The organism is Lutimaribacter marinistellae (assembly GCF_042648365.1).
Classification (GTDB): domain Bacteria; phylum Pseudomonadota; class Alphaproteobacteria; order Rhodobacterales; family Rhodobacteraceae; genus Lutimaribacter_A; species Lutimaribacter_A marinistellae.
The window spans coordinates 406760-432238 of sequence record NZ_JBHRXI010000004.1 but is presented as its reverse complement, the minus strand read 5'-3'; the positions used below and the strand labels follow the sequence as shown (position 1 = coordinate 432238).

The following is a 25479-nucleotide window of genomic DNA, read 5'->3' as shown; positions in this document are numbered from 1 at the left end:
GCCGGACCCACCCAAAGTTCCGGAGTAGACCCTTGCAGGCACTCGACAAGGTCATCTCGGTCATCGACCGGATAACCGAGCTTTTCGGCAAACTGATCTCGTGGCTGGTGCTTTACATGGTTCTCATGACCTTCGCCAACGTGGTCATGCGCTATGTCTTCGGCATCTCGATCATCGCGCTTTATGAATCCGTGCTCTACGCCTTTGCCATCTCGATGACGGCGCTGGCGGGCTGGGCGCTGATGCGCGATCAGCATGTGCGCGTCGATATCTTCTATGGCGCGATGCGGCCGCGGGGCAGGGCGCTGGTGAATATCGCGGGGACTGTCTTTCTGCTGGCGCCGATGCTCTGGGTGCTCTGGTCCCGCTCGATCCCCTATGTCGAGCGGTCCTGGAAGCTGCGCGAAACCTCGAACGAGGTCGCCGGGCTCGACTATCTCTACGTGCTCAAGACCTTCATGCTCGTCTTCGTGGCGCTGCTGGCCTTCCAGGCCGTGTCCTTCCTTCTGAAAAACCTCCGGATTGCCGTTCTGGGACATGATCCGGACGCTCCGCTGCACCCGGACGAGATCTGATACATGTTCGTCGAATACCTTGAACTCTGGCTGTTCCTCGCCGTCTGCATCACCATCCTGGCCGGGTTTCCGGTGGCCTTCACGCTGGCCGGGGTGGCGCTGATCTTCGCCACGCTGGGCGACATGCTGGGACAGTTCCAGTTCCGACAGCTCAATTTCCTGCCGCAACGCGTGTTCGGCATCATGTCGAACGAGGTGCTGATCGCCGCTCCGCTGTTCATCTTCATGGGGCTGGTGCTCGAAAAATCCAAGGTGGCCGAGGATCTGCTGACCTCGATGGCGCGCCTGTTCCGCGGGATGCGCGGCGGGCTGGCCCTGTCGGTGGTCATGGTCGGCATGCTGATGGCCGCCTCTACCGGGATCGTTGGCGCGACCGTGGTCACGATGGGCCTCATCGCCCTGCCGGTCATGCTGCGCTCGGGATACGACCCGCGGCTCGCCACCGGCACGATCTGCGCCTCGGGCACGCTGGGGCAGGTCATCCCGCCCTCGATCGTGCTGGTCTTTCTGGGGGATGTGCTGACCTATGCGAACCAGCAGGCGAACCTCAAGATGGGCAATTTCGCCGGGAAATCGGTGGGCGTTGGCGATTTGTTTGCCGGTTCTCTCTTCCCCGGCCTGATGTTGGTGGCGCTCTATGCGATCTACATCATCGTACTTGCCGGACTGCGGCCCGACCGGGCACCTGTCCGGGTCGAGGGCGCCGCGGACGCGCCGCTCGATCGCAGCGAAAAGATCCGGGTGCTCGTGAATGGTCTGCTTGCGCCGTCGGCCCTGATCGTCGCGGTGCTCGGTTCCATTCTCGGCGGCATCGCAACCCCGACCGAGGCCGCAGGCGTCGGCGCGGTGGGCGCCATGCTCCTCGCCGCGCTGCGCGCCCGGCCCGATCGCGCGCCCTGGCTGCTTGGCGGGCTTGCGGCGGCAATCGCGCTCATGGTGATAAACCACTTCTTCCACCTGTTGCTGATGCGCGAAACCTTCACCACCTCGGAAACCATCGCGATGTGGGCGTCCTTCGCGTTGCTGGCACTCGTTGCCATCGCGGTCCTGATGTCCTGCGCCATCCTTCTGTCCAGCGGTACTCTGCGCTACGCGATGGAGGATACCGGCCGCGTGACCGCCATGATCTTTGCCATTCTCGTGGGGGCCAGCCTGTTTTCGCTCACCTTCCGCGGGCTGGGCGGCGAAGAGACGGTGCATCACCTTCTCGAAAGCCTGCCGGGCGGGCTGACCGGAGCGATGATCTTCGTCATGGCGCTGATGTTCGTGATGGGCTTCTTCCTCGACTTCCTCGAGATCATCTTCATCCTCGTGCCCATCGTCGGCCCGGCGCTGATCATGCTTGGCGCCGATCCGGTCTGGCTGGGCGTGATGATCGCGGTCAACCTTCAGACCTCGTTCCTCACCCCTCCATTCGGCTTCGCCCTGTTCTTCCTGCGGGGCGTTACTCCGCCCTCGGTCACGACCCGGCACATCTACGAAGGGGTCATGCCCTTCATCATGCTGCAGCTTCTGGGCCTGATCCTGCTGGCGAGTTTCCCCGCCCTCGCGACATGGCTGCCGAACTACCTCTTCTCGCAGTGACCTTGCTCAACAGTCCGGGCCTTGTGGCCCGGACGCGCTGGTACAACGATGTACAAAACGGTCAATCGGCCCGAAAAACCGGGTACAAAACGGTCAATTTCCCGGTTCTGGCTGGTACAATCCGCCTCGGCCCCTGCCGGACTGTCACACCGCGCCCCCGGCAAATGACGCACCCGTGCGTGTGTTCAATAGCGCCGCCAGAGGGATATCTTCCTGCTTCAGGAACCCGTGTCCGGGCAATGCACCGTCGCGCACCATCTCGATCACACCCACCACCGAGCTTGCCGTCGTCCAGGCGATTGCAGGATAGGATTTCCCATTGATCTCAATGGGATAATACGCACGCACGAACTCTTCCCGTGCCAGTTTTCCGTTGATCTTTCCTTCGGCAGCGACATGGACATAGACCACGTCATCATTCACCGGGGGCTTTGCGTTGACCAGGATGTCCTCGGCCTCGTCACGCCGTTCCCGCATCAGCAACTCGTGGAAAAAGAAGTTCATGAGCTTGACGTGACCGGGGTAACGCATTGTTTTATAATCCATATTCGCGACCTTTCCCTTGTAGGTCTCGCACATGGTGCCCAGGCCGCCCGAGGTCGTGAACGCCTCCAGCTCCATCCCGCCGATCACGTGTTTCTCGACCCACTCCATCGCCGAGACCCACTTGACCACCCCGTCCTCGATCACCTCGCAATCGTTCAGATACTCGTTCACCACCCCGGCCGGAGACCAGTTGAACGAGTAGCCCATCAACCCCGTCGGGTGCTGCGGCAGGGCACCGACACGCATCTTGCATGACCTGCATTCGTCGAAACGTTCGATCAGATCAGCGCCCACGATGCCCACGAAACCCGGTGCCAGCCCACACTGTGGCGCCATCAACCCCTTGGAAGATTTGGAAAGTTCGATGATCGTCTTGGTCGTCGGCACGTCCTCGGTCAGGTCGAAGTAATGAATGCCCGCCGCATGGGCCGCTGTCGCAACACCCACGTTCAGATGGTAAGGCAGGCAAGACAAAACCGCATCCACCTGCGCCATCTCGCGCCCCAAGGCGTTGGCATCCGACACGTCCACCACGCGGGTCGCGTAGGCGGGCGCGTCCTCACGTGCAGCATTGTCGAGCCCTGTCACCTCGAAACCCGCCGAATGCAGCAGCTCAGCCGCCAATGTACCTACCTTGCCCAGTCCCAGAACCGCGATTTTCTGCATCTTTCCCTCGCTTTGTACCTGTTCGATACGTCGCAGGCTCCACCCTTCCACCGTTGATGTGTAGCTGCCAAACGCATAGAAATGACGGAAAGAATTGACGTATCGTAGGGGCTATCCACCAAAATGACGATCCACGAAAAGGACCGCCAATTGCTGAACATCCTCTCCGAAAACGCACGGATGCCCGTGGCGGTATTGGCCCGCAGGCTGGGGGTGGCCCGCACCACAGTGCAGGCGCGCCTTGACCGGCTGGAGGAGGAGGGGGTGATCGCCGGCTATGCGCTACGCCTCTCCGACAGCTATCTCGAAGGCCAGGTTCGCGCCCACGTGATGATCGTGCTTACGGAAAAGGCGCTGGGCCGCGTGGTGCAGGCCCTGCGTGACATTCCCGAGATCAGCGCCGTCCATTCGGTCAGCGGGTCGGTCGACCTGATTGCCGAGGTCACCGCGCCGTCGATCAGCGATCTTGATCGGATTATCGACAGCATCGGCGAACTTGACGGTGTCGCGCGCACGCAATCTTCGGTCATCCTGTCGACACGGTTCCAGCGGTAGAGACTGTTACCCGGCCTGACGCATCGACAACCAGCGCCCGCTGCCCGGTTGCGCATGCAGGACGCCATCCGCGATCACGGTTTCGCCTCGCCGCAGAACGATGTCCGCGTGGCCCTTCAGCCTTTGGCCTGCAAAGGGGTTGTACCCGACATTGTCATGCAGCGCTTCGGGCAGGACATGTTCTCGTTCGGGGTTCCACAGCACCAGATCGGCATCCTTGCCGACCGCAATTGCGCCCTTGGTCTCAAGACCAAAGATCCTTGCCGGGGCGGTCGCCGTCACCTCGACAAACCGGGCAAGGCCCAGCCTGCCCCGCGACACCATGGCGTCGAAAAGAAGCGGCAGGCGCAGTTCCAGCCCCGGCTGACCATTGGCGATCTTGTTGAAGGGCGCGTCACGTCCGTGCAGGAACTTGCCAGTCTCGTCCATGCGATAGGGTGCATGGTCGGACGTGACCAGCTCCAACTCGTCATGCCCCAGTGCGGTCCACAACGCATCCTGATCCACCTGATCGCGCTGCGGCGGGCTGCACAGGAACTTTGCTCCGTCCGGCCTGTCGAGGATGTCGCGGGTCTGGAACAGGTAATGCGTGCAGGTCTCGGCATGAACGGGAACGCCGCGTGCCCGCGCGGCGCGGATGATTTCGACACCTTCGCGCGTTGAGACGTGAAAGATCATCAGGCGCTGCCCGGTGAGTTCCGACAGGCGGCACATGCGTTCGATGGCCTCCAGCTCGGCCAGCCGCGGATGCGAGTCGGCGTGATCGCGCGGCGCGGTCCGACCCTCGGCGATCAGGCGTGCAGTGGCCTCGCGGATCATCGCGTCGTTCTCGGCATGCACGCAGACCAGCGCGCCATGTTCCTTTGCAACGCGCATCGTTGTCAGGATCTCGGCATCGGCAAGTCGCACCTTGTCGTAGGTCGTGAAGATCTTGATCGACCGGTTTCCACCGTCGATGGCGTGGGCGAGATCCGACATGTTTTCACCCGACGTGTCCGCGACGATCATGTGAAAGGCGTGATCGGTCATCGCACCAGTTTTGGCCAGCTTGCGATACGCCTCCAACACTGTTCCGATCCGTTGGCCGGGATGCTGTGCGGCAAACGAGACCGTTGTTGTTGTTCCGCCCCACAGGGCCGACCGGGTTGCAGTCTCGAACGTGTCGGCATTCATGACCCCGGCACCAGACATCTGTTCGATGTGGCAATGCGTATCGACGCCGCCGGGTAAGACGATACGACCTTGTGCGTCGATTTCATTCAAACCGGACGCAAGCCCAAGGCCAAGCGCCGCGATGCGGCCGTCCCGGATCGCGATGTCCCCTTCGGCAAGGCCCGAGTCCGATCCGAGGATACCGTTGCGGATAACCGTGTCGTAAGCTGGCGTCGTCATGATGCACACTCCCGTTTTGCAAATACGGATACCGGTGGTATACCACAGATGCAAACACCATGTTGGTCCAGCCGTGGAAGGGATGAAAAAAATATGCAGGGCACGGATGAAGCCGACAAGAACCTCACCGAGCACACGGTGCAGAAACTGCGCGACATGATCCTGAGCGGTGAACTTGCCGCCGGTACACATCTGCAGGAGCGCGCCTTTGCAGAGCGGTTGGGCGTGTCACGAACACCGGTCCGCGAGGCGATCTCGAGGTTGATAACCGAGGGGCTTGTCACCCGCCAGACACGGGGCGCTCCGACCGTCTCGCGGATCTCCGTCAGCGAAGTGGTCGAGATCCTTCATGTCAGGCGCCTGCTGGAATGCGAGGCTGCGCGCCAAGCCGCAAATGTGCATTCCCCGGCCGAGGATTGGCTGCGTTTCAAGGCGAAAACGCTCGAATTCCTGGAAAACGAACGCCCCGACAGGGTCGAGCACGCCGATTTCGATTTCGACTTTCACATGCACATCGCGAAAACGGCTGGCTCCAAACTGCTGAGCGAGATGATCAAGGGCCTCAAGATGAAGACCCGGATCTTCGACCAGGGAGAGATCCCGTCCCGGTTCGAACCCGGAGCAAGGGAGCATCTGGCGATCATCGACGCCATCCTGGCGCGTGATCCCGACGCCGCCGAACAGGCAATGCGCCGACATATCGAAAACGCCCGCGAGGCGATTCTCAGCCACATTCATCGGCTGAGCTGATTAAAATTTAATCGTCAATTCTTGAAGCCCGCATGGTGAAGGTCACGCGGGTTTCGTTCTGTTGACAGGTTATGAACCGTTGGTATACCACTGGTTCACGAAAGGAATACTTATGGTTGATCAACAGATGCGTCCGGCCGGGCCGGAACTGCAGATCACGTTTCTCTACTTCCACGACGTCCCGAAGGCGCAGGAATTCTACGAACGTGTTCTTGGTGCCGAGCTGGCAATCGATCAGGGCTGGTCCAAGATCTATCGGCTGGCGGGTGCGGCGCATGTCGGCCTCGTGGACGAGACCCGCGGCGCCAAGCGGGCCAGCGCCGACAAGCCGGTTCAACTTTGCCTGCGGGTCCCCGACGTGGATGCCTGGCACGGCTGGGCCAAGGCGCAGAACGTTTCGAACCTCACCGAGCCGCGTGACAGCGCGCAGCTGGGTATTCGCGCCTTCGTTTTCGACGATACCGAAGGTTACCAGATCGAGATTCAGTCCGTCCTGAAGGGGGCGGCTGCATAACCAGAAGGGCGGCCAACGCCCGTATTCAATCAACCCAACCGGGAGACGTCCAACATGACGACGATCACGACAGCGCTGCGTGCGCTGACTGCCTCCGCATGCCTTGCGGCTTTGGCTGCCGGGTCCGCATGGGCCGAGAAAGCCGTGACCATCGGCCTGACCGCCGATGCCACCCACATGGACCCGCAAGCGGGCGAGGAACTGTCCTCGAACATCATGTTCTATCACATCTATGACCCGCTCGTGCGCCGCACGCCGGAACTGACGTTCGAGCCGGGACTGGCCGAAAGCTGGGAACTGGTCGACGACACGACATGGCGGTTCAAGCTGCGCGAGGGCGTCAAGTTCCACGATGGTGACACGCTCAAGGCTTCGGACGTGGTCTTTACGCTGGACCGTCTCAAGGATTCGCTGATGCTGAACCTTGCGGCCAACATCGCCAGCTACAGCGCGGTTGACGACCTCACGGTCGAGATCAAGACGCCCGCACCTTACGCGGCCCTGCCCAACGATCTGGCCGCCATCCTGATCCTGTCCGAAGATCACGTCGCCAAGGTCGGCGATGACGGGTTGGAGCAGAACCCGATGGGCACCGGCCCCTACAAGCTGGTCGAGTGGGTCCGTGAGGACAAGGTCGAGCTTGAGGCGTTTGCCGACTACTACATGGGCGAAGCCGAGATCGATACCGTCACCTTCCGCCCGATCACCAACCCCGCAACCCGTACCGCGGCGCTGCTGACCGGCGAAGTGGACATCGTGCAAGACCTGGCCGTGCGCGACGTGGACCGCGTCAAGCGCGAGGACGGCTTCGAGGTCATCACCCGACCATCTCTGCTGAACCTCGTTCTGGCGCTCGACATGCGCGAAGAAAGCCCGACTATCGAGGGCAAGAACCCGATGACGGATCAGCGCGTGCGCGAAGCGATGGCCCGCGCCATCGACGTCAGCGCCATTCAGCGCGCAGTCATGGGTGGTCTTTCCACACCCTCGGCACAATACGTGCCCGAGAGTCACGTCGGACATGTCGACGGCATGAATTTCCGCGAGATGTATCCCTACGACATCGAAAAGGCCAAGGCGCTGATGGAAGAGGCCGGGGTCGACGGGTTCACCCTGACGCTCGACGCCACGAACAACCGTTATGTCAACGACGCGCAGATCGCGCAGGCGCTGGCCGGGATGCTGGCCAAGATCGGCGTGAACGTGGAACTCAACGTGATGCCCAAGTCGAATTTCTGGGGTTACATCCGCGTGCCGACGCCGAACAGCAGCTTCATCATGTCCGGTTGGGACGTGCCCTCGGGCGATGCCGGTTCGATGTATGGCGCTTTGTTCTACAGCCGTGACAAGCGGGAAGGCTACGGCCAGGTCAACCGCGGCAGTTACTCCAACGCCGATGTGGACGCCCTGATCGACAAGGCCGACAGCACCGCCAAGGTCGAAGAGCGCGACCAGTATCTACAGGAGGCGACCAAGATCCTGATGCAGGACATCCCGATGATCCCCGTGCACTACGAACAGGACATCTATGGCGCGCGCCAGGGGGTGCAGTTCACCCCGCGCACCGACAAGTTCCTGTGGGCCTACACCATGGACGTGGCCGAGTAAGGCCTGCTGCGCGGGGCGATTTCCTCGCCCCGCCACCTATCGAGACAGGGGGAGGTCCGCGTGCTGGGCTATACCATCAAGCGATTGATCCAGATGGTCATCGTTCTCTGGGCCGTGTCCGTCATCGTTTTCCTGATGATGAGCTTTACCGGCGATCCGGTCTTCATGGTCGTGCCGATCGATGCGACCGAGGCCGAAATCGCGCAGGCCCGGCGTATCCTGGGCCTCGACCGATCGTTGCTGGAACAATATTTCATATTTGTCGGAAATATGTTCCAAGGCGATTTCGGTCGCTCCTACGTATTCCGCGAACCGGCGCTTGACCTGATCCTCGAGCGCTTGCCGGCGACGCTGGAAATCGTGATCGTTGCGATGGCCATGTCGGCGGTCGTCGCGATCCCGCTCGGTGTCTATGCCGGTGCCAATCCCGGCCGTTTTTCCAGCCGGACGATCATGTCGGGCTCGCTTCTCGGAATCTCGCTTCCCAGTTTCTGGGTTGGCATGATGCTGATCTTTCTCTTTGCGGTGAAATGGCGGATCTTCCCGTCATCGGGGCGCGGCGACACGGTCGAGATCCTCGGGACCCGCTGGTCGATCTTCACGGCCGACGGGTGGAGCCACGTGATCCTGCCATCGCTCACCCTGTCGCTCGCGACCATGGCGATCCTGCTGCGCATCACCCGCGCAGGCATGATGGAGGTGACCCGGCAGGATTACATGAAATTCGCCCGCGCCAAGGGTGTGTCGCGTCGCGGCGTCCTCTACCGGCACGGGCTGCGCAACGCGCTAATCCCGGTGGTCACTATCTTTGGTCTGCAACTGGGCGACCTGATCGCATTCGCAACCATTACCGAGACGATCTTTGCCTGGCCCGGCCTTGGCAAGCTGCTGATCGACTCGATCTATCGCGCCGACCGCCCGGTGATTGTCGTCTACCTGATGCTGGTGGCGCTGATCTTCGTGGTGATCAATTTCCTCGTCGATATCGTCTACACGCTGATCGACCCGCGCATCACGGTGAAATGAGATGATGACGGCTTTCTTCGCTTCGGAGTTTTTCGCCAACTGGCGCCGCAACGGATCGGCCATCGCCGGCAGCGTGATCCTTGTCATCTTTGCCGTGATCGTGGTGTTCGGCCCGTGGCTGGTGGCACAAGATCCATATGACGTGGCCGGCCTCGACCTGATGGACAGCTACAAGCCCCCTGCGTGGCTTCCGGGTGGCGATCCGCGCTTCCTGCTCGGCACGGACGGACAGGGCCGCGATGTGCTGGCGGCGATCATCTATGGGACACGGATCTCGGTCTTGATCGGGCTGTCAGCCATGATCTGTTCGCTCGTGATCGGCACCTTCGTCGGGTTGATCGCGGGTTACTTCCGGGGTCGCCTTGACGGGTTCATCATGCGCATCGCCGACATTCAGCTTTCGTTTCCATCGATGCTGATCGCGCTCTTTCTCATGTCCGCTTTCGGCACGGGCATAGACAAGGTGCTGATCGCCCTGACAGCGGTGGGTTGGGTCGTCTATGCCCGCACCGTGCGCGGGCAGACCCTGTCGGAATCGGGCCGCGAATACGTGCAGGCCGCGCGCGTGGCGGGGCTGCGCAACGGCAAGATCATCCGCCGCCACATCCTGCCCAACGTGATGACGCCGCTTATCGTGGTGGCAACCGTGCAGGTCGGCACCTTCATCCTCATCGAGGCGAGCCTGTCCTTCCTTGGCGTGGGCGTGCCGATCACCCAGCCCTCGCTTGGCCTTCTGATCAAGAACGGGTTCGACGTTCTGTTCTCGGGCCTGTGGTGGGTCTCGGTCTTTCCGGGCCTGTTCATCATGGCGCTGGTCTTCGGGATCAACCTGTTCGGGGATTTCCTGCGCGACGAACTGAACCCGAGGCTGAAGTGATGAAAGACGTCTCCCAGACCCTGTTGCAGGTCGACGATCTGCGTACGCATTTCCACACCTTCGCCGGCACGGTAAAGGCGGTGGACGGTGTCAGCTTTGCCATCGGCAAGGGCGAGATCATGGGCCTTGTCGGTGAATCCGGTGGCGGTAAATCCGTCGTGGGGTTCTCGGTTCTTGGCCTGATCGACCCGCCGGGCCGCATCGAAAGCGGTCATATCCTGTTCGATGGCGAGGACCTGACCCAAGCCACCGAGGATCGGATGCAGGAGGTGCGCGGCAAGGAGATCGCTATGATCTTCCAGGACCCGATGACCTCGCTCAACCCCCTGCATACCGTTGGCCGGCAGATGGACGAGATGTTGCGCCTCCATACCGATCTGGATGCCAAGGGACGGCGCGCGCGCTGTATCCAGATGCTCGAGGATGTGGGTATCAGCCAGGCCGAGGATCGGCTGAACTCTTATCCGCACCAGTTTTCGGGGGGTATGCGCCAGCGGGTCGTGATCGCCATCGCGATGCTTGCCGAACCGCGCCTGATCGTGGCGGATGAGCCAACCACCGCGCTCGACGTGACGATCCAGTCGCAGATCCTCAAACTGATCCGCCGGCAGGTGCGCGATCATGGCGCTTCAATGATCCTCGTCACCCATGACCTCGCCGTGGTGGCCGAGATGGCTGATCATGTCACCGTTCTCTATTGCGGCAAGGTCGTGGAACGCGGACCGACCCGGCAGGTGATCGACGACCCGCGCCACCCCTACACGGCGGGGCTGATCGCCTCGATCCCCGATCCGTCGGACAGAAAGCATCGGCTGGACCAGATCCCCGGCGCTGTGCCCGACATCCGCAAGCTGCCCAAGGGCTGCAACTTCCGTGACCGTTGCCCGCGCGCGCAGGCGCTGTGCGCCGAGCTTGAACCCGAGCTTCAGACGCAGGACCCGGGCCGCGCCGCTGCCTGCCACTTCCCTGTGCAAGGAGGAGGCGCATGACCGCCATGCTCGAAGTCGACAGGCTGGAACAACAGTTCGACATTTCCGGCGGACTGCTCGATCGATTGAAGCTTTCGAACGGTCAGATCCTGTCTCCGCGCCGCGTCGTGCAGGCGGTCAACGGCGTGTCGTTCGAGGTGAAACAGGGCGAAGTGCTGGCGCTGGTGGGCGAGTCCGGCTGCGGCAAGTCCACCGTCGCCAAGACCATCGCCCGTATCCATACGCCCACGGGCGGCACTGTCCGCATCGACGGGCAAGAGGTTCAGGATCTGTCTGACCGTGACTTGCTGCCGGTACGGTCCAAGATGCAGATGATTTTTCAAGACCCTTATGCCTCGCTGAACCCAAGGCAGAAGGTGCGCGATATCGTCGCCGAACCGCTGCTGGAACAGACCGGCAACCGGGCCGAGGCGCGCGACAGGACCGAGGCGCTGCTGGCGCGCGTCGGGCTGAACACCGAACATGCAGGCCGTTATCCGCACCAGTTCTCGGGTGGTCAGCGCCAGCGTATCGGTATCGCCCGCGCCCTGTCGGTAAACCCCAAGCTGATCATCGCGGACGAGCCTGTCTCGGCCCTCGACGTGTCGATCCAGGCGCAGATCCTCAACCTTATGATGGATCTGCGAGACGAGTTCGGGCTGGCTTACCTTTTCATCAGCCATGACCTGAGCGTCGTGCATCACATCGCCGACCGGGTCGCGGTGATGTATCTGGGTTTCATGGTGGAAACCGCCCCGCGTGATACACTCTTTGCCATGCCGCGCCATCCCTATACGCGCGCGTTGCTGTCGGCCGCGCCGTCGCTCGAGCCGGCAAAGAAGGCCCGCCAGATCGAACTGACCGGCGAGGTACCCTCGGCCCTGTCGCTGCCTTCGGGATGCTGTTTCCGCACGCGCTGTCCCTTTGCCTGGGACCGCTGCGCCGCCGAGAGGCCCACGCTGCGCGATACGGGTGATGGTCAGAAAGTCGCCTGCCACCTGATCGACGAGCCGGAAAGGGATACACCGTGACCGTCACCATCCTGCAACCGCGCGTACCGCTGGGCGATCCGCATGACTGTACCGACGCCGCCGACGAACTGTGTATTCTCGGCGCGATCTACGACACGCTCTTGCGGCGCGACGGGACCGGCTTTACCCCGGCCCTCGCCGAGAGCTGGCAGGTTTCCGACGATGCGCGGACCTGGAGCTTTCACCTGCGCGAAGGGGTCACCTTTCACGACGGCTCGCCCTGCGATGCCGCTGCCGTGCAAGCCTCTCTCGAGCGCATGGACCGCGAGGACAAGGGCTATACGCTCGGTTCCCCCGCCGTATGGCGGCAATATCTGAATGGCGCGGAATACACCGCCGAGGGGCTGGACCTGACGGTGCGCCTGGCCGAACCGATGGCCGATTTCCCCGATGTTCTGGTTCAGGGCTTCATCGTTGCGCCATCGGCCTTTGCCGCGCTCGATGCGGGCGATCCGACGGCCCATTGCGGCACCGGCCCCTACCGGCTGGCGGCGCGCAGCGACGATGAGATCCGGCTGGAGGCCGTAGATGCTGCGCATTGGCCAGCGCCCGAAAACCCCTCACTGATCTGGCGGTGTGAACCGGACGCCGATGCCCGCCGCCGCGCAGTTGAGGCCGGTTCGGCGCATGTCGCCACCACGGTCGCGCCGGACTCGGAAATAACGACCGGGACGCTCATCCGCTACCGCGCACCCGTGGCAATCATCTACCTGCTGAATGCGGCCAAAGGCCCGTTGAAGGACCCGCGCATCCGCCGCGCGCTGACCCTTGCCGTCGACCGGAACGCCTTGATCGACGATGTGATGAACGGTCAGGCAAAACCGCTGCGCGGCTTCGTCAGCCCCGCGCATTTCGGGGCGGACGCGACCGCGGGCGCGTCCCGCGATCCCGACACGGCCCGCGCCCTTCTGGCCGAGGCAGGACATGCAGGCGGCCTTACCCTTGCTGTCGATTGTCCCACGCGACTGCCGGATGAAGCACCCGAACTGACGCAGGCGCTCGCCGACCAACTGGCCGAGGTCGGCATCACGCTCGACATTCACATGCACGAGGACCGCGAGGCTTATGCCCACATGGTCCGCCGCAAGGAGATCCGCGATCTTTGCGTTTTTGATTCCAGCCCGATGTCCACCTTTCGCGTGCTCTACGAGAAAATCGACAGCCGGGTTGCCGGGGCATGGTGGCAGGGCTACGCGAATCCGGCGGTCGAGGACTTGATCGACCGGGGCCGCCGCACGACCGACGGCGATCAGCGTGCCGCGCTCTATCGACAGGCTTATCGCCTGCTGCAAGAGGATCCCCCCTGGCTGACCCTGTACAACCCGATGCGGGCGATCCTGCTGGCGGGGCGGCATCCCGATTTCACGATGCCCGTCGATGGCGTTCCGGACATGCGTGCGCTGCCTCGGATGGAGGGCAACTGATGGCCGATCTTCTCATCACCAATGCCACGATCATTCCCGTCGATCCCGCACGGCGCATCATCGAAAACGGCGCGATCGCCATCGAAGGGCGTCACATCGTGGCGCTTGGGCCAAATGAAGAGATCACCCGCGACCACGATGCGCCGCGCAGTATCGACGCAGAGGGCAAGGTCGCCATTCCCGGCCTGATCGATGCCCATGCCCATGCCGGCCACGGCCTGATAAAGACCATGTCGATGCATGACGGCGACGCTTGGGAGGCGCTGTGCGGCTCGGTCTACACCACCGGCTCGACCCCCGAATTCTGGTACGCGGAATCGCGCCTTGCCGCGCTCGAACGTATCCGGTTCGGCGTGACCTGTGGCGTCTCGTTGTTGGGCGGTGGCGACACGATCATGCGCACTGATGACCCTGCCTATGGCGACGCCCATATGGAGGGCGTCCGCTCGGTCGGCGGGCGCGACGTCATGGCCGTCGGACCAACGCGCGCGCCGCACCCACTGAAATACGCTGATGGCGGGAATAACCCGCGAGAGGTGGATTTTGACCGACAACTTGAAACCAGCCTCGACCTTTTGACCCGCTGGCACGGCACCAGCGAAGAGAGGCTGAACATCGCCTTGCTCTACCCTGTTCTGCGCGACGAGCACGAAAGGAACATGGCCGCCGCCGATTACGCCGACGCCTGCGCCCAGGCACAGCGCGTGGCCAGGGCCGCGCGAGAGGCCGGTGTCGTCTTTACCCAGGACGGCCACCAGCGGGGGTCGATCCGACGTGCATCAGCGCTCGATTTGCTCGGCCCCAACGCGCTTTTGTCTCATGCCATCGACCTGCACGAGGATGAGATCGAACTCTGCGCCCAGACCGGAACCAGCATCGCCCACAATCCCTCTGCGGTCGCCTCGATCATGGGCCGCTGTCCCGCGATCGAGTTGATGGATCGCGGCGTGACGGTGGCGCTCGGCTCTGACGCGACCGCGCCCGACCGTTCGGGCGACATGTTCCGCCACATGCAGCAGGCCATGCATTATCACCGACGCCATTTTCGTGACCCGGGTATCCTGCCGCCAGGCCGCGCGCTGGAAATGGCGACGATCGAGGGGGCCCGTGCACTGGGGATGGAGGATCGCATCGGGTCGCTGGAGCCCGGAAAACTGGCCGACGTGGTACTGGTGGACATGCGGCGGCCGCATCTTTCTCCGCCCAACATGGCCGTTCATCGGTTAGTGTGCTTCGCCAATGGCAATGACGTTGATACCGTTATCGTGGGGGGCGAAGTGGTACTGGAAAATGGCCGTCCGTGCCGGGTGAGCGAGGACGATATCCTCGACGATGCCGCGCGCGAAGCCGATCTGATGATCGACCGGACCGATAGCCGCGCGGCGCTTCAGGTGCCGCCCGGTTTCTGGTCGGCCCAGCGTTACGGGGGTCGTGCATGACGATCACCGTCATTCGCCGTGCCGAATGGGTCATCCGCTGGGAAGGGGGCCGCCATGTCTATGGTCGCGACATGGACATCGTCTTTGATGAAAGCGGCATCCTGCATATCGGCCCCGGCTGGACCGGGACGGCGGACACCGAGGTAAGCGGCCGCGGGCGGCTCATCATGCCCGGACTGGTGAACATTCATTGCCATTCGGGCGACGAACCGCTGGCCAAGGGGCTTTTTGACGACACGGGCACGCCGCAGCTTTGGGGGAATGCACTCTACGAGTTTTCGACGCTCATCGATTCAGACGACGATGCGAAATCGGCCTGTCAGACCCTGATGTTGTCGGAACTGCTGGCAAGCGGGGTCACATCCTGCCTTGATATTGCCGGTGATCACCCAAGCTGGCAGCCCCTTGCCGCCGAAAGCGGGATGCGGGTGTGGCTCGCCCCCGGTTTTCGACAGGCCCGTTGGCGACTGACCGAGGCCAAAGCGCTGGAATATGACTGGGACGAGGCCGCCGGAAACGATGCGCGTGCAGCGGCGTTCCAGACCCTCGACCGTGTCGCAGAGGACGGGACCGGGCGCCTGACAGGGGTCGTCGCCCCCTCGCAGATCGACACCTGCAAACCCGACTTTCTTGCCGCCGCACTGGACGAGGCGCGCCGGCGAGGTCTGCGTCTGACCGTGCATGCCGCCCAGACCATGGCCGAAGTGACAGAGCTTATGCGCCGCCACGGCAAGGGCCCCATTCCGCTGCTTGACGAAATCGGTGTGCTTGGTCCGGACGTGATCCTTGGTCACGGCATCTGCCTTGACCATCACCCGCTGACCCGTGACCGCACTGCGAACGATCTGACGGTCCTCGCTGAAAGCCGCACCAACATTGCGCATTGTCCCGCAACCTTTGCCCGTTCGGGGCAGGGTATGGAAAGCCTGGGCCGGTATCTGCGCGCAGGCGTCAATCTGGGCATCGGCACCGATACGATCCCTTTCAACATGCTCGAAGAGATGCGCGAGGCGATCATCCAGTCGCGGTGCCGCTCGGGCGATTTTGCCGATGTGACCACGGCGGACGTGTTCACCGTTGCCACGACTGGTGGGGCCACAGCCCTGGGGCGTGAGGATCTGGGCCGGCTCTATCCGGGTGCCGCAGCCGACATCGTTTCGGTCGATCTGGGCGCACCGTCGATGCGACCCGTGCATGATCCGCTGCGCAGCCTCGTTTTTGCCGCGGCCGAACGCGCGGTTCGTGATGTCTGGGTGGCTGGACGGCAGGTGCTGGTCGATGGTCGCGCGACCGGCCTCGACACGCAGGGTGCGCTGGCCGAGATCGACGCCGCCCAGTCACGCGCCAAGCGCATTGCCGAAAACCAGCGCGGCCACAGCTTCGACAGCATCGCCCCCCGCAGCCTGGAGACCCTTGCATGACGATCCATGTCATCAACCCCAACAGCACGCAGCAGGTGACCGACGGGATCGACGCGGCCATAGCGCCCATGCGTGACCGCAGCCCTGTTCCCATCGCCTGCCATACCCTCGCCGAAGGTCCGCCGGGGATAGAGACGCAGGCCCATGTCGATGGCGTGGTCGGTCCCCTGCTGACGCTTGCGGACAGCCTGAAACCCGATGCCAGCGCCTATGTCGTCGCCTGTTTCTCGGACCCCGGCCTTGCCGCCCTGCGCGAGGCGTCGCGTGTGCCCGTGCTGGGCATCGCCGAAAGCGCGTATCTGCTGGCAATGGCCCTAGGGCAGCGCTTTGGCATCCTGTCGCTTGGCCGTGCCTCGATCCAGCGGCATATCCGCTACCTTGGCGCGCTAGGCATCATGGACCGGCTGGCGGCCGACCTGCCACTCGGCCTCGGCGTGCTGGAACTGGCCGAAGCCGACACCACTCTGGCCCGCCTGACCGAGGTCGGAAAGACGCTGCGCGACCATCATGGCGCGGATGTCCTCATCACCGGTTGCGCCGGGATGGCACCCTATCGCCGCCATTTGGAACAGGCCACCGGCTTGCCGGTGGTCGATCCCTGCCAGGCCGCCGTTTCCGCCGCGATCGGGCGAGTGGCCCTTGCGGCCTGTGACACGAACTAAGGAGGAGGGCGCATGACCCGACTGACCGAACAGGCGCAAGGCGTCTACGTAATCGCGGTGACCCCGTTCAAACCGGATGGTGCGCTCGACCTCGACAGCACCGACCGCATGGTGGATTTCTACCTTGAACAGGGTGCGACCGGCCTGACCGCGCTGGGCATGATGGGTGAAGCGCCCAAGCTCACCGCGCAGGAATCTCTTGCCGTTGTCGAGCGTATCCTTGCACGCATCGACGGCCGCGTGCCGCTGGTGGTCGGTGTCTCGGCCCCCGGCTTTGCCCAGATGGCCGAGCTTGCGACCAAGGTGATGGAGGCCGGGGCAGGCGGCGTGATGATCGCCCCGCCCGGCAGCCTCAAGACCGACGACCAGATCGTGACTTACTACAAGCAGGCCGCCGAGTTTCTTGGTGACATCCCCTTCGTGCTGCAGGATTTCCCGCTGGTCACCAACGTGCAGGTGCCGGTATCCGTCATCGCCCGCATCGTGAATGAGGTGCCGACCTGCGTCTGTCTCAAGCACGAGGATTGGCCGGGTCTCGAAAAGATCACCGCGCTGCGGGCCGAGGGCACGCTTGACCGCCGCATTTCGATCCTGTGCGGCAATGGCGGCCTGTTCCTGCCCGAAGAGATGGCGCGGGGCGCCGATGGCGCGATGACCGGCTTCTGCTATCCCGAGATGATGCGCGATGTTGTCCGGCTGATGCAGGACGGACAGTCCGACCGCGCCCGCGACCTCTTCGACGCCTATCTGCCGCTTGCGCGATACGAACAGCAGCCGGGCCTTGGGTTGGCCGTCCGCAAATACGTGCTGGCCAAGCGCGGTGTGATCGCCAGCGACACGATCCGCAGACCGGGCGCGGGGCTGACGCCTGCGGCCAAGGCCGAGGTGGACGCCATGCTTACCCGGCAAGAGAATAGACTGAAGGAGCTGAACTGATGGATCTGGGAATTTCCGGCAAACGTGCACTGGTACTGGGGGCAAGCCGTGGCCTTGGCGCTGCCATCGCACAGGGTTTGGCCGCCGAAGGGGCAAAGGTCATCGCTGCCGCCCGCACGACATCCGCGATCGAGGATTGGGCGGCCAAGGCCGAGGGGTCTGTCACCGCGCAAGAGCTTGACCTGTCCGATGCTGCCCGGATCGACGCGGTACTGGATGACCTGCTGGCGCAGGGCGGTATCGACATCCTCGTGAACAACGCCGGTGGCCCGCCGCCCGGCAAAAGCACCGATGCCAGCCGCGTGGACTGGTTGGGTCATTTCGAAACGATGGTCGCCAACCTGATCCACGTCACCAACCGCTGCCTGCCGGGCATGAAGGACGCCGGATGGGGCCGGATCGTCACCATCACCTCTTCGGGTGTCGAGCAACCGATTCCCAACCTTGCGCTGTCTAACGGCCTGCGCTCGGCGCTTGTCGGATGGTCCAAGACGCTGTCGAACGAGGTGGCCGCCGACGGTATCACCGCCAATATCGTGATGCCCGGTCGCATCCACACCACCCGCGTCGATGAACTCGACGCCGCTGCGGCCAAGCGGCAGGACAAACCGGTCGAAGAGGTCGCCAAGGCATCGGCCGCGGCGATCCCCGCAGGCCGCTATGGTCGGCCCGAGGAGTTTGCCGACATGGTTACTTTCCTCTGCTCAGCACGGGCATCATACGTGACCGGCAGCAAGATCCGGATCGACGGTGGCAGCATCAAGTCGATCTGACGGCGCGAAAGCTGACGAACCCTTCCGCCCCGGTCCGAATGCCTTCGGTTCGGGGCGCATTCCGGCGGATGAGCAGACGACGACGCGGTCAGGTTTCGGCTTCCATCCGCTCCAGCATCTGGCGCGCGCGCTTGCACTGCAACTTGTCGCGCAGGGGGCTGTTCGGGTCCACGTCCTTCTGGCAGACAACGCATTTGTCGGCGCCCGAAATCGCGTTGAGCCCGCCGCAGCTGCCCTTGATGGTCTTGCCCATCAGCATCACGCCCAGCGACATGCCGACCATCACGAGGGCAAGCAGAACGAATGCCAGGATAAAGGTGCTCATCTCGGTGTCCTCTCGGTCGCGGATCAGTCTTGGGCCAACGCGGCGTCGAAAGCGCCGCTTTGCCGCGTGATATAGGAATTCTCGTCGCCCGTCACATCCCTGGAAATGAAATAAGCCGCGATATCGTGACGCTCCGCCACGTCCAGCCCGGCCTCGGCCCCAAGTGCCAGCAGCGCCGTGGCCCAGGCATCGGCCAGCATCGCGCTTTCGGCCAGCACGGTGACCGAGGTGGTGCGATGCGTGACCGGCCGCCCGGTCACCGGGTTCAGGATATGCGAGTAGCGCACGCCATCGCGCTCAAAGAAATTTCGGTAATCGCCGGACGTCGCCATTCCCTTGCCGCTGACCGGGATGATCATCTGGATGGCACGCGCGCCCGGTTCGGGAACCTCGATCCCGATCTGCCAGGGATCGCCCTTGTCGTTTTCGCCCAGCGTCACAAGATCGCCGCCGATCTCGACCATGTAATCCTCGACCCCTGCATCGCGCAGAATGCCCGCCACGGCATCGATTCCGTATCCCTTGGCGATGGCCGACAGGTTGATGCCGACACCCGGCTCGGACTTGGTCAGCGTTCCACCCTGCGCGTCCAGTTCGATCAACCGCGCCTGCCCAACTTCGGCCAGCGCAGCTGCGATCTCGGCGTCCGACGGAACCGGATCGCCCGGTTCGCGCGGGCCAAAGCCCCATAGTTCGATCAACGGCCCAAGCGTCACGTCGAAAGCGCCGCCGCTCTTTTCATGAACCTCGCCCGCAACCTGCATTACCTCGGCGAATTCCGCCGATATGTTCTGCGGCGCGGTGCTGTCGGTTGTCGAAAAGCGCGAGACCTCCGAATCCGGGTCCCAGTTCGACATCGTCGCGTTGACCTGCTGCAACCGGTCCGCAACGGCGTCGGCCAGCGCGTCCTCGTCCAACCCGGTCCCGATGGCGATCACGTTATACGTCGTTCCCATCGTCTCGCCGGACAGGCGGATGGTTTCCGGCTCGTCCTCGAAACAGGCGGACAGGGCAAGGATGGCGGGCAGCAGCGGCCAGGGGCGCATGGCGAAACCTCCGGGGAACTCAGCCCCGCCTATGCCAGCGCCGCAGGGTCGAGTCAAACGCGGCTCAGGTCTGAAGCGGAAGGAAGGCCAGCAACAGGAACCCGGCGGCGGCAGGCAGGCCCCACAGCCAGGCGCGACGCTGCCAGCCGGGCGCCTTGTCCTTCCACGCCAGGCGAAAGCGATGGCCGCACACGACGACAAGGAACACCAGCGCGGCACCGGTCAGGGGGGTAAGGTAAAGATCGGGCAATTCGGGCAGGGCCTTGTGGTATCTGTCGTTACCCGGGCACGCTGGCCCGGCTTGGCCGGATTTTTCCTGTTCAGCGTGCAACCCTGCGTTAAGGTGGACCTGTACAAGACCGCAACGAAGAGGATCCGGACGGATGGCACCAAGCTCATACCAAGCTCCGATGCGCGGGGACAAGACCAAGCCCGACACCCAAAGCCAGACCACCAGTTCGAACCTGGCGCAGGGCCAGACCACCGTCGCCAAGCTGCTCGAGGGCAAGGGCGACGCGATCTATTCCGTGCGCCCCTCGGACACGATCCACGAGGCGGTCAACCAGCTCAAGGAAAAGCGCATCGGCGCGTTGGCCGTGACGGATGAGGCGGGCACCCTCATGGGGATCCTGTCGGAACGCGACATCGTGCGCCGCATGGCCGATACACCGGGCCAGACCCTGCCGCAGCAGGTCGATGCGTTGATGACCCGCGAGGTCGTCACCTGCACGCCCGACGATTACCTCATCGATATTCTCAAGCGCATGACCGAGGGCCGTTTCCGCCATATCCCCGTGGTACAGAACGACCGCCTGTGCGGCATGATCACCGTCGGCGACGTGGTCAACTACCGCCTGCGCGAGCTGGAATACGAGGCGCTGCAGATGAAGCAGATGATCGTGGGCTAGGCGTCTGCCGCTCGCGCGAATCGGTTCAGTCGCCCATTGCGCAAAGACTCACAGCGGGGTCGCGAATGATCGGCTCTGCCGGCCCTCGCGCTTGCGCCGCTCCTCCTCTTCGGCGATCGCGGCATCAAGGGGCGTGCGATCCGTAAGGCCCGAGAAATTGGCGCGGGTCGGCATTGCCTCGGCCACATGCAGATAGCGCTCCTGCGCGACGTCATAGAGACGTCGCAGTTCCGGCAGCGGATCGGGGTGATCGTCGGCGCGCAGATCCAGCCACGGGTAATCCTCGCTGCGATGGATGCACAGCGCCGCCGATTGTTTGCCGCGCTTGTCGCCGCCTGCATCCTCGCCGGCCTCCATCGCGGTCATCAGGCGCTCGGCAAAGGGCAGGTCGGCATGGGCCTCGTAGGCAGCAAGCGTTTCTTCGATCACCGCCTTGCCTGCCAGCATGTTGCCCGCGACCGACACCTGATCGCCGCTCACATGCCCGCACCAGCCGATGCAGTCCGCGCCGGTATGCGCGGCAGTTCGCCCCTGTGAGTCGATCATGTGCAATTGGCGCTGTGCCTGTCCGCCGTCCCGCGCGACAAGATCGGCCACCACGTCGGGTGCCGCCTCTCCCCGCGCCAGCCTGTCCGCCGCCTCGATCCCCCATATCGGGCTGACAAAGGCTTGCGTGGCCACCGCGCATTTGCCGCCCCTGATATGGGGCACCAAGGCGCCCACCGCAAAGAACCGCGATGCGACGGCGACGCCATATGCGCCGGTGGCCGGATCACGTGCGACGATCGAATATGTCATGGTTTTCTCCTTCAGCGGCCCACGGCATAGGCCTGCATCAGGCGTGGCGTGGCACCGGCCCTCAGCATCCCGTCTGGCGATCGCGACGCCGCGGTCAGCCGTCCGACCGTCCAGGGCTCTGCCACCTCGATGTCATGACCGCGAGCGCGCAACGCCTCGATCACATCCGCGCCAAATGCCGGCTCCAGCATCAGGTGACCGGGCCGGGTTGCGCGCGGATAGAAGGACGCCTGGAAGTGACCGGTATGGAACAGCGGCGCGTCGATCGCCTCTTGCAGGTTCACGTCGCCATGCACCATGCGCAGGAACATGATCAATTGCCACTGGTCCTGCTGATCCCCACCCGGCGTGCCAAAGGCGTGGCGCGTGCCGTCGGGCGCTTGGGCCATGGACGGGGAAAGCGTGGTGCGCGGGCGACGACCCGGGGCAAGCGAGGTCGGCAACCCTTCGTCCAGCCAGAACATCTGCGCGCGGGAATTCAGCGGCATGCCCAGCCCCGGCACAACCGGCGAGGATTGCAGCCAGCCCCCCGACGGTGTCGCCGATACGGCGTTGCCCCACCGGTCGATCACGTCGATATGCACGGTGTCGCCACGGCGCTCGGTCAGATGGGCCATGGTGGGCTCTCCCGCGCCTACACCTGGTCCCTCGACCGGACGGAGGCCGGCCCGCGCCACGGCGGCATCGGCCCAGGCCTCGAACCCGTCGATGCGCCCGGGGCGCTGGTTCAGCGAGGCGGTTGCGCCAATCAAGTCACGGCGGCGCGCCGCGTAGTCGCGCGACAAAAGCGTCTCGACCGGTATATCGGTATGCGCCGGATCGCCGTAATACGCCTCGCGGTCGGCAAAGGAGAGTTTCATCGCCTCGACGATCTGGTGGACGAAATCCGCCCCGCCCGGATTCATCTCGCCGATACCGCTTCCTTCCAGCATCCTGAGCGATTGCAGAAGGGTTGGGCCCTGGCTCCATGTTCCGCATTTCCAGACCGTCCAGCCCTCGTACTCGACCGAAAGCGGGTCTTCATAGCTCGCCTCCCACGAGGCCATGTCCTGCCCGGTCAAAACACCTTTGCGACGGCCGCCCGCGGCATCCATCACACAGGCATCGCGCATCCACGTGTCGATGGTCTCGGCGATGAATCCCTCGCGAAAGATGCGGCGGGCGGCATCGATCTGCGCGGCGCGGTCCGTCTCGGCTTCGGCTTCCTTGACCAGACGCTCCCACGTGTCGGCAAGCGCGGGGTTGCGGAACAGGCTGTTCGCCTCGGGTGCCTCGCCGCCCGGAAGCCATGTCTCGTAAGAGGTCGGCCATTCGTCGCGAAAGAAATCGCCAAGACCTGCGATGGTGGCGGCAACCCGTGGCAGGACCGGATGCCCGTGACGGGCATAATGGATCGCCGGTTCCAGAACCTCGCGCAGGGTCAGGCGCCCATGATCGCGCAGCATCAGCATCCACGCGTCGAACGCCCCCGGAACCACGGTGGCCAGCAGGCCCGAACCGGGGATCAGGTCCAGCCCCTCCGACCGGTAATGCGCGATCGTAGCACCTGCGGGGGCCACGCCCTGACCGCAAACGGCGCGCGGCGCATCGTCACCGGCCAGCCGGATCAGCGCCGGCATGTCGCCCAAAGGGCCGTTCAGATGCGGCTCCACGACATTCAGGACAAAACCCATCCCGGCCGCGGCGTCGAAAGCCGAGCCGCCCTGTTCCAGCAGTTTCATCCCCACGGCAGAGGCGATCCAGTGGGTCGACGTGCAGACCCCGAACGTGCCCTTGATCTCCGGTCGAGTGGTGAAGCTCATGTAACGTCCTAACCGTTAATTGTCGCGAGGATCGAGCGCATCGCGCAACCCGTCCCCAAGCAGGTTGAACCCGAGCACGACCAGAAAGATTGCGATGCCCGGATAGAGCGCCATCCAGGGCGCCTGTTCGAGGAAATTCTTCGCCGTGTTCAGCATCGACCCCCAGGACGGCGCCGGCGGTTGCTGGCCAAGCCCCAGGAAACTCAGCGATGCCTCGGCAATGATCGCCGTCGCGATGGTCAGCGTCGCCTGCACAAGGATCGGCGGAAAGATGTTGGGCAGGATGTAGCGCCAGATGAGCGCAAGGTGTCCGACGCCGATGGCGCGGGCGCTCTCCACGTAATCCTCGGTCATGACCGACATGGTCTGGCCGCGGGACAGGCGGATGAAGATCGGCATGGCCGACACGCCGATGGCGATCATGGCATTGGTCAGCGATGGCCCAAGGAACGCGGCCAGCGCAATGGCGAGGATAAGAAAGGGCGCGGCCAGCAGCGCCTCGGTCACGCGGCTGATCGCGGCGTCTGTCCACCCCTTGCGATAGCCCGCGATCACCCCCAGCGGTACGCCGAGCGCCACGGCGATCAGCACCGAAACCACGCCAGCCAGAAGCGACGCCTGCGCGCCCCAGATCATGCGCGCCAGCACGTCACGCCCGATTTCGTCGGTGCCGAACGGGTGTTCGGCCGATGGTGCCTTGCGCACGGCGCCCCAGTCGGTCGCGATGGGATCGGCAATCGGCAGGACCGGTGCAAGCACCGCAACGACCACGAAAAAGATGACAAGCACACCGCCCAACAGGGCCGAGGGGCTCTTGCGGAACTTGGCCCAGGCGCGGCTCTTGCGCTTTGGCAGGATCGGGTCTGCTGCGACCTGCGGATCGACGACGGCGGTCATGCGTCCCTCATGCGTGGGTTCAGGACGCGATAGGCCGCGTCGGCGAGAATGTTCATGAAGATGAAGGCGATGCCCGTGCACAGAACGATGCCCTGCACGACGGCATAGTCGCGGTTGAACACCGCGTCGACCACCAGCTTCCCGAAACCGGGGATGGTAAAGATCTGTTCGGTCAGAACCGCCCCGGCCAGCAATTCACCGAAAAGAAGGGTCGTGACCGTCACGACCGGAACCAGCGCGTTGCGCAGCGCGTGCTTCACCAGCACGGTCCGCTCCTTCAGCCCCTTGGCCCGCGCGGTGCGAACGTAATCCGAGCGCAAAACGCCCAGCATGGCCGACCGCGTGTGCCGCATCAGCGTCGCGGCGATGGCCGTGCCCAGCACAAAGGCCGGCATCAGCATTGTTCTGATCGATTGCAACGGATCTTCGGACAGCGGCAGGTAACCCGACGCGGGCAGCCAGCCGAGTTTGACCGAAACCAGCAGGATCAGCATGATCCCCAGCCAGAAGTTCGGAACCGACAATCCCGACAGCGCGACGAGATTGGCAATCCAGTCGACCCATGTCCCCTTCTTGTAGGCCGAGATAACGCCTGCGGGGATGCCGATCGCCATCGCGATGATCAACGCCATCACCGCAAGCTGGATCGTCACGGGCAACTTCTCTCCGATCAGCTCCATCACCGGCTGGTTTGTCCGCAACGAGATTCCCAGATCGCCCTGCAGAGCATTTCCAGCCCAGGCAACGTACTGCACGGGGATCGGATCGTTCAGCCTGTATTTTTCGCGCAGGGCGGCGATCACTTCGGGGTCGCGCTCCTCGCCCGCCATGACAAGCACCGGGTCGCCCGGCAGAAGCTTCTGCAGAGAGAACACGAAGATCGAGATCAGAAAGATCGTCGGGATCGCGATCAGGAAACGGCGGGTCAGGAAGCCGAGCATGGCGACGGGTCTCCA

At 63.6% G+C, this 25479-nt stretch carries 26 protein-coding genes; 17 read left to right on the top strand and 9 right to left on the bottom strand.

All coding sequences use genetic code 11. The features are described from left to right. Positions 1-32 precede the first annotated feature (32 nt). Positions 33-575 carry a TRAP transporter small permease subunit gene (locus tag ACFORG_RS06600; protein WP_386734593.1) on the top strand — a complete coding sequence of 181 codons (543 nt, stop codon included), beginning with the start codon at positions 33-35 and terminating at the stop codon, positions 573-575. Positions 576-578: 3 nt separating this feature from the next. After that, a complete protein-coding gene (locus ACFORG_RS06595; protein ID WP_386734592.1) occupies positions 579-2159 on the top strand; it encodes a TRAP transporter large permease in 1581 nt (526 codons plus the stop codon). Positions 2160-2303: 144 nt separating this feature from the next. Here the strand turns inward: ACFORG_RS06595 and ACFORG_RS06590 are convergent, their stop codons facing one another. Then, entirely contained in the window at positions 2304-3371 is a 1068-nt protein-coding gene (locus ACFORG_RS06590) for a saccharopine dehydrogenase family protein (protein ID WP_386734591.1), read from the bottom strand. Positions 3372-3494: 123 nt separating this feature from the next. Between ACFORG_RS06590 and ACFORG_RS06585 the strand changes: the two genes are divergently transcribed. Continuing rightward, positions 3495-3926, top strand: coding sequence for an Lrp/AsnC family transcriptional regulator (locus tag ACFORG_RS06585; RefSeq protein WP_386734590.1), 432 nt, complete (start codon positions 3495-3497; stop codon positions 3924-3926). A gap of 6 nt (positions 3927-3932) precedes the next feature. On the opposite strand, the gene hydA is transcribed toward ACFORG_RS06585, so the two are convergent. Beyond that, entirely contained in the window at positions 3933-5318 is a 1386-nt protein-coding gene (gene hydA / locus ACFORG_RS06580) for a dihydropyrimidinase (RefSeq protein ID WP_386734589.1), read from the bottom strand. A 93-nt stretch (positions 5319-5411) separates the two neighbouring features. Between hydA and ACFORG_RS06575 the strand changes: the two genes are divergently transcribed. The 13 genes from ACFORG_RS06575 (at position 5412) to ACFORG_RS06515 (ending at position 18747) form a co-directional block, all read left to right on the top strand. Continuing rightward, positions 5412-6068: a GntR family transcriptional regulator gene (locus ACFORG_RS06575; protein WP_386734588.1), complete on the top strand. Its 657-nt coding sequence runs from the start codon at positions 5412-5414 to the stop codon at positions 6066-6068. Positions 6069-6180: 112 nt separating this feature from the next. Next, positions 6181-6582 (top strand): VOC family protein, encoded by a 402-nt coding sequence (locus ACFORG_RS06570; RefSeq protein ID WP_386734587.1) that lies wholly within the window; start codon positions 6181-6183, stop codon positions 6580-6582. Positions 6583-6636: 54 nt separating this feature from the next. After that, positions 6637-8190, top strand: coding sequence for an ABC transporter substrate-binding protein (locus ACFORG_RS06565; RefSeq protein WP_386734586.1), 1554 nt, complete (start codon positions 6637-6639; stop codon positions 8188-8190). A 60-nt stretch (positions 8191-8250) separates the two neighbouring features. Further along, complete coding sequence (locus ACFORG_RS06560) at positions 8251-9216, top strand: ABC transporter permease (protein ID WP_386734585.1); 966 nt, start codon at positions 8251-8253, stop codon at positions 9214-9216. A gap of 1 nt (position 9217) precedes the next feature. Then, positions 9218-10093, top strand: a complete 876-nt coding sequence (locus tag ACFORG_RS06555) for an ABC transporter permease (RefSeq protein WP_386734584.1) — start codon at positions 9218-9220, stop codon at positions 10091-10093. Then, complete coding sequence (locus ACFORG_RS06550; protein WP_386734583.1) at positions 10093-11082, top strand: ABC transporter ATP-binding protein; 990 nt, start codon at positions 10093-10095, stop codon at positions 11080-11082. Before ACFORG_RS06555 ends, ACFORG_RS06550 begins: the two co-directional genes overlap by 1 nt. Continuing rightward, a complete protein-coding gene (locus ACFORG_RS06545) occupies positions 11079-12092 on the top strand; it encodes an ABC transporter ATP-binding protein (RefSeq protein WP_386734582.1) in 1014 nt (337 codons plus the stop codon). Before ACFORG_RS06550 ends, ACFORG_RS06545 begins: the two co-directional genes overlap by 4 nt. Further along, positions 12089-13516, top strand: a complete 1428-nt coding sequence (locus ACFORG_RS06540) for an ABC transporter substrate-binding protein (protein WP_386734581.1) — start codon at positions 12089-12091, stop codon at positions 13514-13516. Before ACFORG_RS06545 ends, ACFORG_RS06540 begins: the two co-directional genes overlap by 4 nt. Further along, on the top strand, positions 13516-14955 hold the full coding sequence (locus ACFORG_RS06535; RefSeq protein ID WP_386734580.1) for an amidohydrolase family protein: 1440 nt from the start codon (positions 13516-13518) through the stop codon (positions 14953-14955). The genes ACFORG_RS06540 and ACFORG_RS06535 overlap by 1 nt, the downstream gene beginning before the upstream one ends. Further along, positions 14952-16376: an amidohydrolase family protein gene (locus ACFORG_RS06530; protein WP_386734579.1), complete on the top strand. Its 1425-nt coding sequence runs from the start codon at positions 14952-14954 to the stop codon at positions 16374-16376. The genes ACFORG_RS06535 and ACFORG_RS06530 overlap by 4 nt, the downstream gene beginning before the upstream one ends. After that, a complete protein-coding gene (locus ACFORG_RS06525) occupies positions 16373-17038 on the top strand; it encodes an aspartate/glutamate racemase family protein (protein WP_386734578.1) in 666 nt (221 codons plus the stop codon). Before ACFORG_RS06530 ends, ACFORG_RS06525 begins: the two co-directional genes overlap by 4 nt. Positions 17039-17050: 12 nt before the next feature. Further along, positions 17051-17974, top strand: coding sequence for a dihydrodipicolinate synthase family protein (locus tag ACFORG_RS06520; protein ID WP_386734577.1), 924 nt, complete (start codon positions 17051-17053; stop codon positions 17972-17974). After that, positions 17974-18747: an SDR family oxidoreductase gene (locus ACFORG_RS06515; RefSeq protein WP_386734576.1), complete on the top strand. Its 774-nt coding sequence runs from the start codon at positions 17974-17976 to the stop codon at positions 18745-18747. Before ACFORG_RS06520 ends, ACFORG_RS06515 begins: the two co-directional genes overlap by 1 nt. Before the next feature lie 88 nt (positions 18748-18835). On the opposite strand, the gene nqrM is transcribed toward ACFORG_RS06515, so the two are convergent. The 3 genes from nqrM to ACFORG_RS06500 all read right to left on the bottom strand — a co-directional run bounded on the left by nqrM (position 18836) and on the right by ACFORG_RS06500 (position 20368). After that, positions 18836-19072, bottom strand: a complete 237-nt coding sequence (nqrM, locus tag ACFORG_RS06510; protein WP_386734575.1) for a (Na+)-NQR maturation NqrM — start codon at positions 19070-19072, stop codon at positions 18836-18838. A 23-nt stretch (positions 19073-19095) separates the two neighbouring features. Next, the gene (locus ACFORG_RS06505) at positions 19096-20118 is read right to left on the bottom strand and encodes an FAD:protein FMN transferase (protein ID WP_386734574.1); all 1023 of its coding nucleotides are present in this window, start codon (positions 20116-20118) and stop codon (positions 19096-19098) included. Between the two features lie 64 nt (positions 20119-20182). Next, entirely contained in the window at positions 20183-20368 is a 186-nt protein-coding gene (locus ACFORG_RS06500; protein WP_386734573.1) for a hypothetical protein, read from the bottom strand. A gap of 133 nt (positions 20369-20501) precedes the next feature. Between ACFORG_RS06500 and ACFORG_RS06495 the strand changes: the two genes are divergently transcribed. Further along, positions 20502-21026, top strand: coding sequence for a CBS domain-containing protein (locus ACFORG_RS06495; RefSeq protein ID WP_386734572.1), 525 nt, complete (start codon positions 20502-20504; stop codon positions 21024-21026). A gap of 48 nt (positions 21027-21074) precedes the next feature. Here the strand turns inward: ACFORG_RS06495 and ACFORG_RS06490 are convergent, their stop codons facing one another. Genes ACFORG_RS06490 through ACFORG_RS06475 form a run of 4 tightly spaced genes read right to left on the bottom strand, consistent with a single transcriptional unit; the run spans position 21075 to position 25464 of the window. After that, entirely contained in the window at positions 21075-21824 is a 750-nt protein-coding gene (locus ACFORG_RS06490; RefSeq protein ID WP_386734571.1) for a DUF1028 domain-containing protein, read from the bottom strand. An 11-nt stretch (positions 21825-21835) separates the two neighbouring features. Further along, positions 21836-23626 carry a gamma-glutamyltransferase family protein gene (locus ACFORG_RS06485; protein ID WP_386734570.1) on the bottom strand — a complete coding sequence of 597 codons (1791 nt, stop codon included), beginning with the start codon at positions 23624-23626 and terminating at the stop codon, positions 21836-21838. 15 nt (positions 23627-23641) lie between these two features. Beyond that, positions 23642-24523 (bottom strand): ABC transporter permease, encoded by an 882-nt coding sequence (locus ACFORG_RS06480; RefSeq protein WP_386734569.1) that lies wholly within the window; start codon positions 24521-24523, stop codon positions 23642-23644. Beyond that, positions 24520-25464 (bottom strand): ABC transporter permease, encoded by a 945-nt coding sequence (locus tag ACFORG_RS06475; RefSeq protein ID WP_386734568.1) that lies wholly within the window; start codon positions 25462-25464, stop codon positions 24520-24522. The genes ACFORG_RS06480 and ACFORG_RS06475 overlap by 4 nt, the downstream gene beginning before the upstream one ends. Positions 25465-25479: the final 15 nt, after the last annotated feature.

What these genes read in the sequence shown, in the direction of transcription:
- ACFORG_RS06595 (WP_386734592.1), top strand. Translation starts at nt 579, where the DNA reads ATGTTCGTCGAATACCTTGAACTCTGGCTGTTCCTCGCCGTCTGCATC.
- ACFORG_RS06590 (WP_386734591.1), bottom strand. Translation starts at nt 3,371, where the DNA reads ATGCAGAAAATCGCGGTTCTGGGACTGGGCAAGGTAGGTACATTGGCG.
- ACFORG_RS06585 (WP_386734590.1), top strand. Translation starts at nt 3,495, where the DNA reads ATGACGATCCACGAAAAGGACCGCCAATTGCTGAACATCCTCTCCGAA.
- hydA (WP_386734589.1), bottom strand. Translation starts at nt 5,318, where the DNA reads ATGACGACGCCAGCTTACGACACGGTTATCCGCAACGGTATCCTCGGA.
- ACFORG_RS06575 (WP_386734588.1), top strand. Translation starts at nt 5,412, where the DNA reads ATGCAGGGCACGGATGAAGCCGACAAGAACCTCACCGAGCACACGGTG.
- ACFORG_RS06570 (WP_386734587.1), top strand. Translation starts at nt 6,181, where the DNA reads ATGGTTGATCAACAGATGCGTCCGGCCGGGCCGGAACTGCAGATCACG.
- ACFORG_RS06565 (WP_386734586.1), top strand. Translation starts at nt 6,637, where the DNA reads ATGACGACGATCACGACAGCGCTGCGTGCGCTGACTGCCTCCGCATGC.
- ACFORG_RS06555 (WP_386734584.1), top strand. Translation starts at nt 9,218, where the DNA reads ATGATGACGGCTTTCTTCGCTTCGGAGTTTTTCGCCAACTGGCGCCGC.
- ACFORG_RS06550 (WP_386734583.1), top strand. Translation starts at nt 10,093, where the DNA reads ATGAAAGACGTCTCCCAGACCCTGTTGCAGGTCGACGATCTGCGTACG.
- ACFORG_RS06545 (WP_386734582.1), top strand. Translation starts at nt 11,079, where the DNA reads ATGACCGCCATGCTCGAAGTCGACAGGCTGGAACAACAGTTCGACATT.
- ACFORG_RS06535 (WP_386734580.1), top strand. Translation starts at nt 13,516, where the DNA reads ATGGCCGATCTTCTCATCACCAATGCCACGATCATTCCCGTCGATCCC.
- ACFORG_RS06530 (WP_386734579.1), top strand. Translation starts at nt 14,952, where the DNA reads ATGACGATCACCGTCATTCGCCGTGCCGAATGGGTCATCCGCTGGGAA.
- ACFORG_RS06525 (WP_386734578.1), top strand. Translation starts at nt 16,373, where the DNA reads ATGACGATCCATGTCATCAACCCCAACAGCACGCAGCAGGTGACCGAC.
- ACFORG_RS06520 (WP_386734577.1), top strand. Translation starts at nt 17,051, where the DNA reads ATGACCCGACTGACCGAACAGGCGCAAGGCGTCTACGTAATCGCGGTG.
- ACFORG_RS06515 (WP_386734576.1), top strand. Translation starts at nt 17,974, where the DNA reads ATGGATCTGGGAATTTCCGGCAAACGTGCACTGGTACTGGGGGCAAGC.
- nqrM (WP_386734575.1), bottom strand. Translation starts at nt 19,072, where the DNA reads ATGAGCACCTTTATCCTGGCATTCGTTCTGCTTGCCCTCGTGATGGTC.
- ACFORG_RS06505 (WP_386734574.1), bottom strand. Translation starts at nt 20,118, where the DNA reads ATGCGCCCCTGGCCGCTGCTGCCCGCCATCCTTGCCCTGTCCGCCTGT.
- ACFORG_RS06495 (WP_386734572.1), top strand. Translation starts at nt 20,502, where the DNA reads ATGGCACCAAGCTCATACCAAGCTCCGATGCGCGGGGACAAGACCAAG.
- ACFORG_RS06490 (WP_386734571.1), bottom strand. Translation starts at nt 21,824, where the DNA reads ATGACATATTCGATCGTCGCACGTGATCCGGCCACCGGCGCATATGGC.
- ACFORG_RS06485 (WP_386734570.1), bottom strand. Translation starts at nt 23,626, where the DNA reads ATGAGCTTCACCACTCGACCGGAGATCAAGGGCACGTTCGGGGTCTGC.
- ACFORG_RS06480 (WP_386734569.1), bottom strand. Translation starts at nt 24,523, where the DNA reads ATGACCGCCGTCGTCGATCCGCAGGTCGCAGCAGACCCGATCCTGCCA.
- ACFORG_RS06475 (WP_386734568.1), bottom strand. Translation starts at nt 25,464, where the DNA reads ATGCTCGGCTTCCTGACCCGCCGTTTCCTGATCGCGATCCCGACGATC.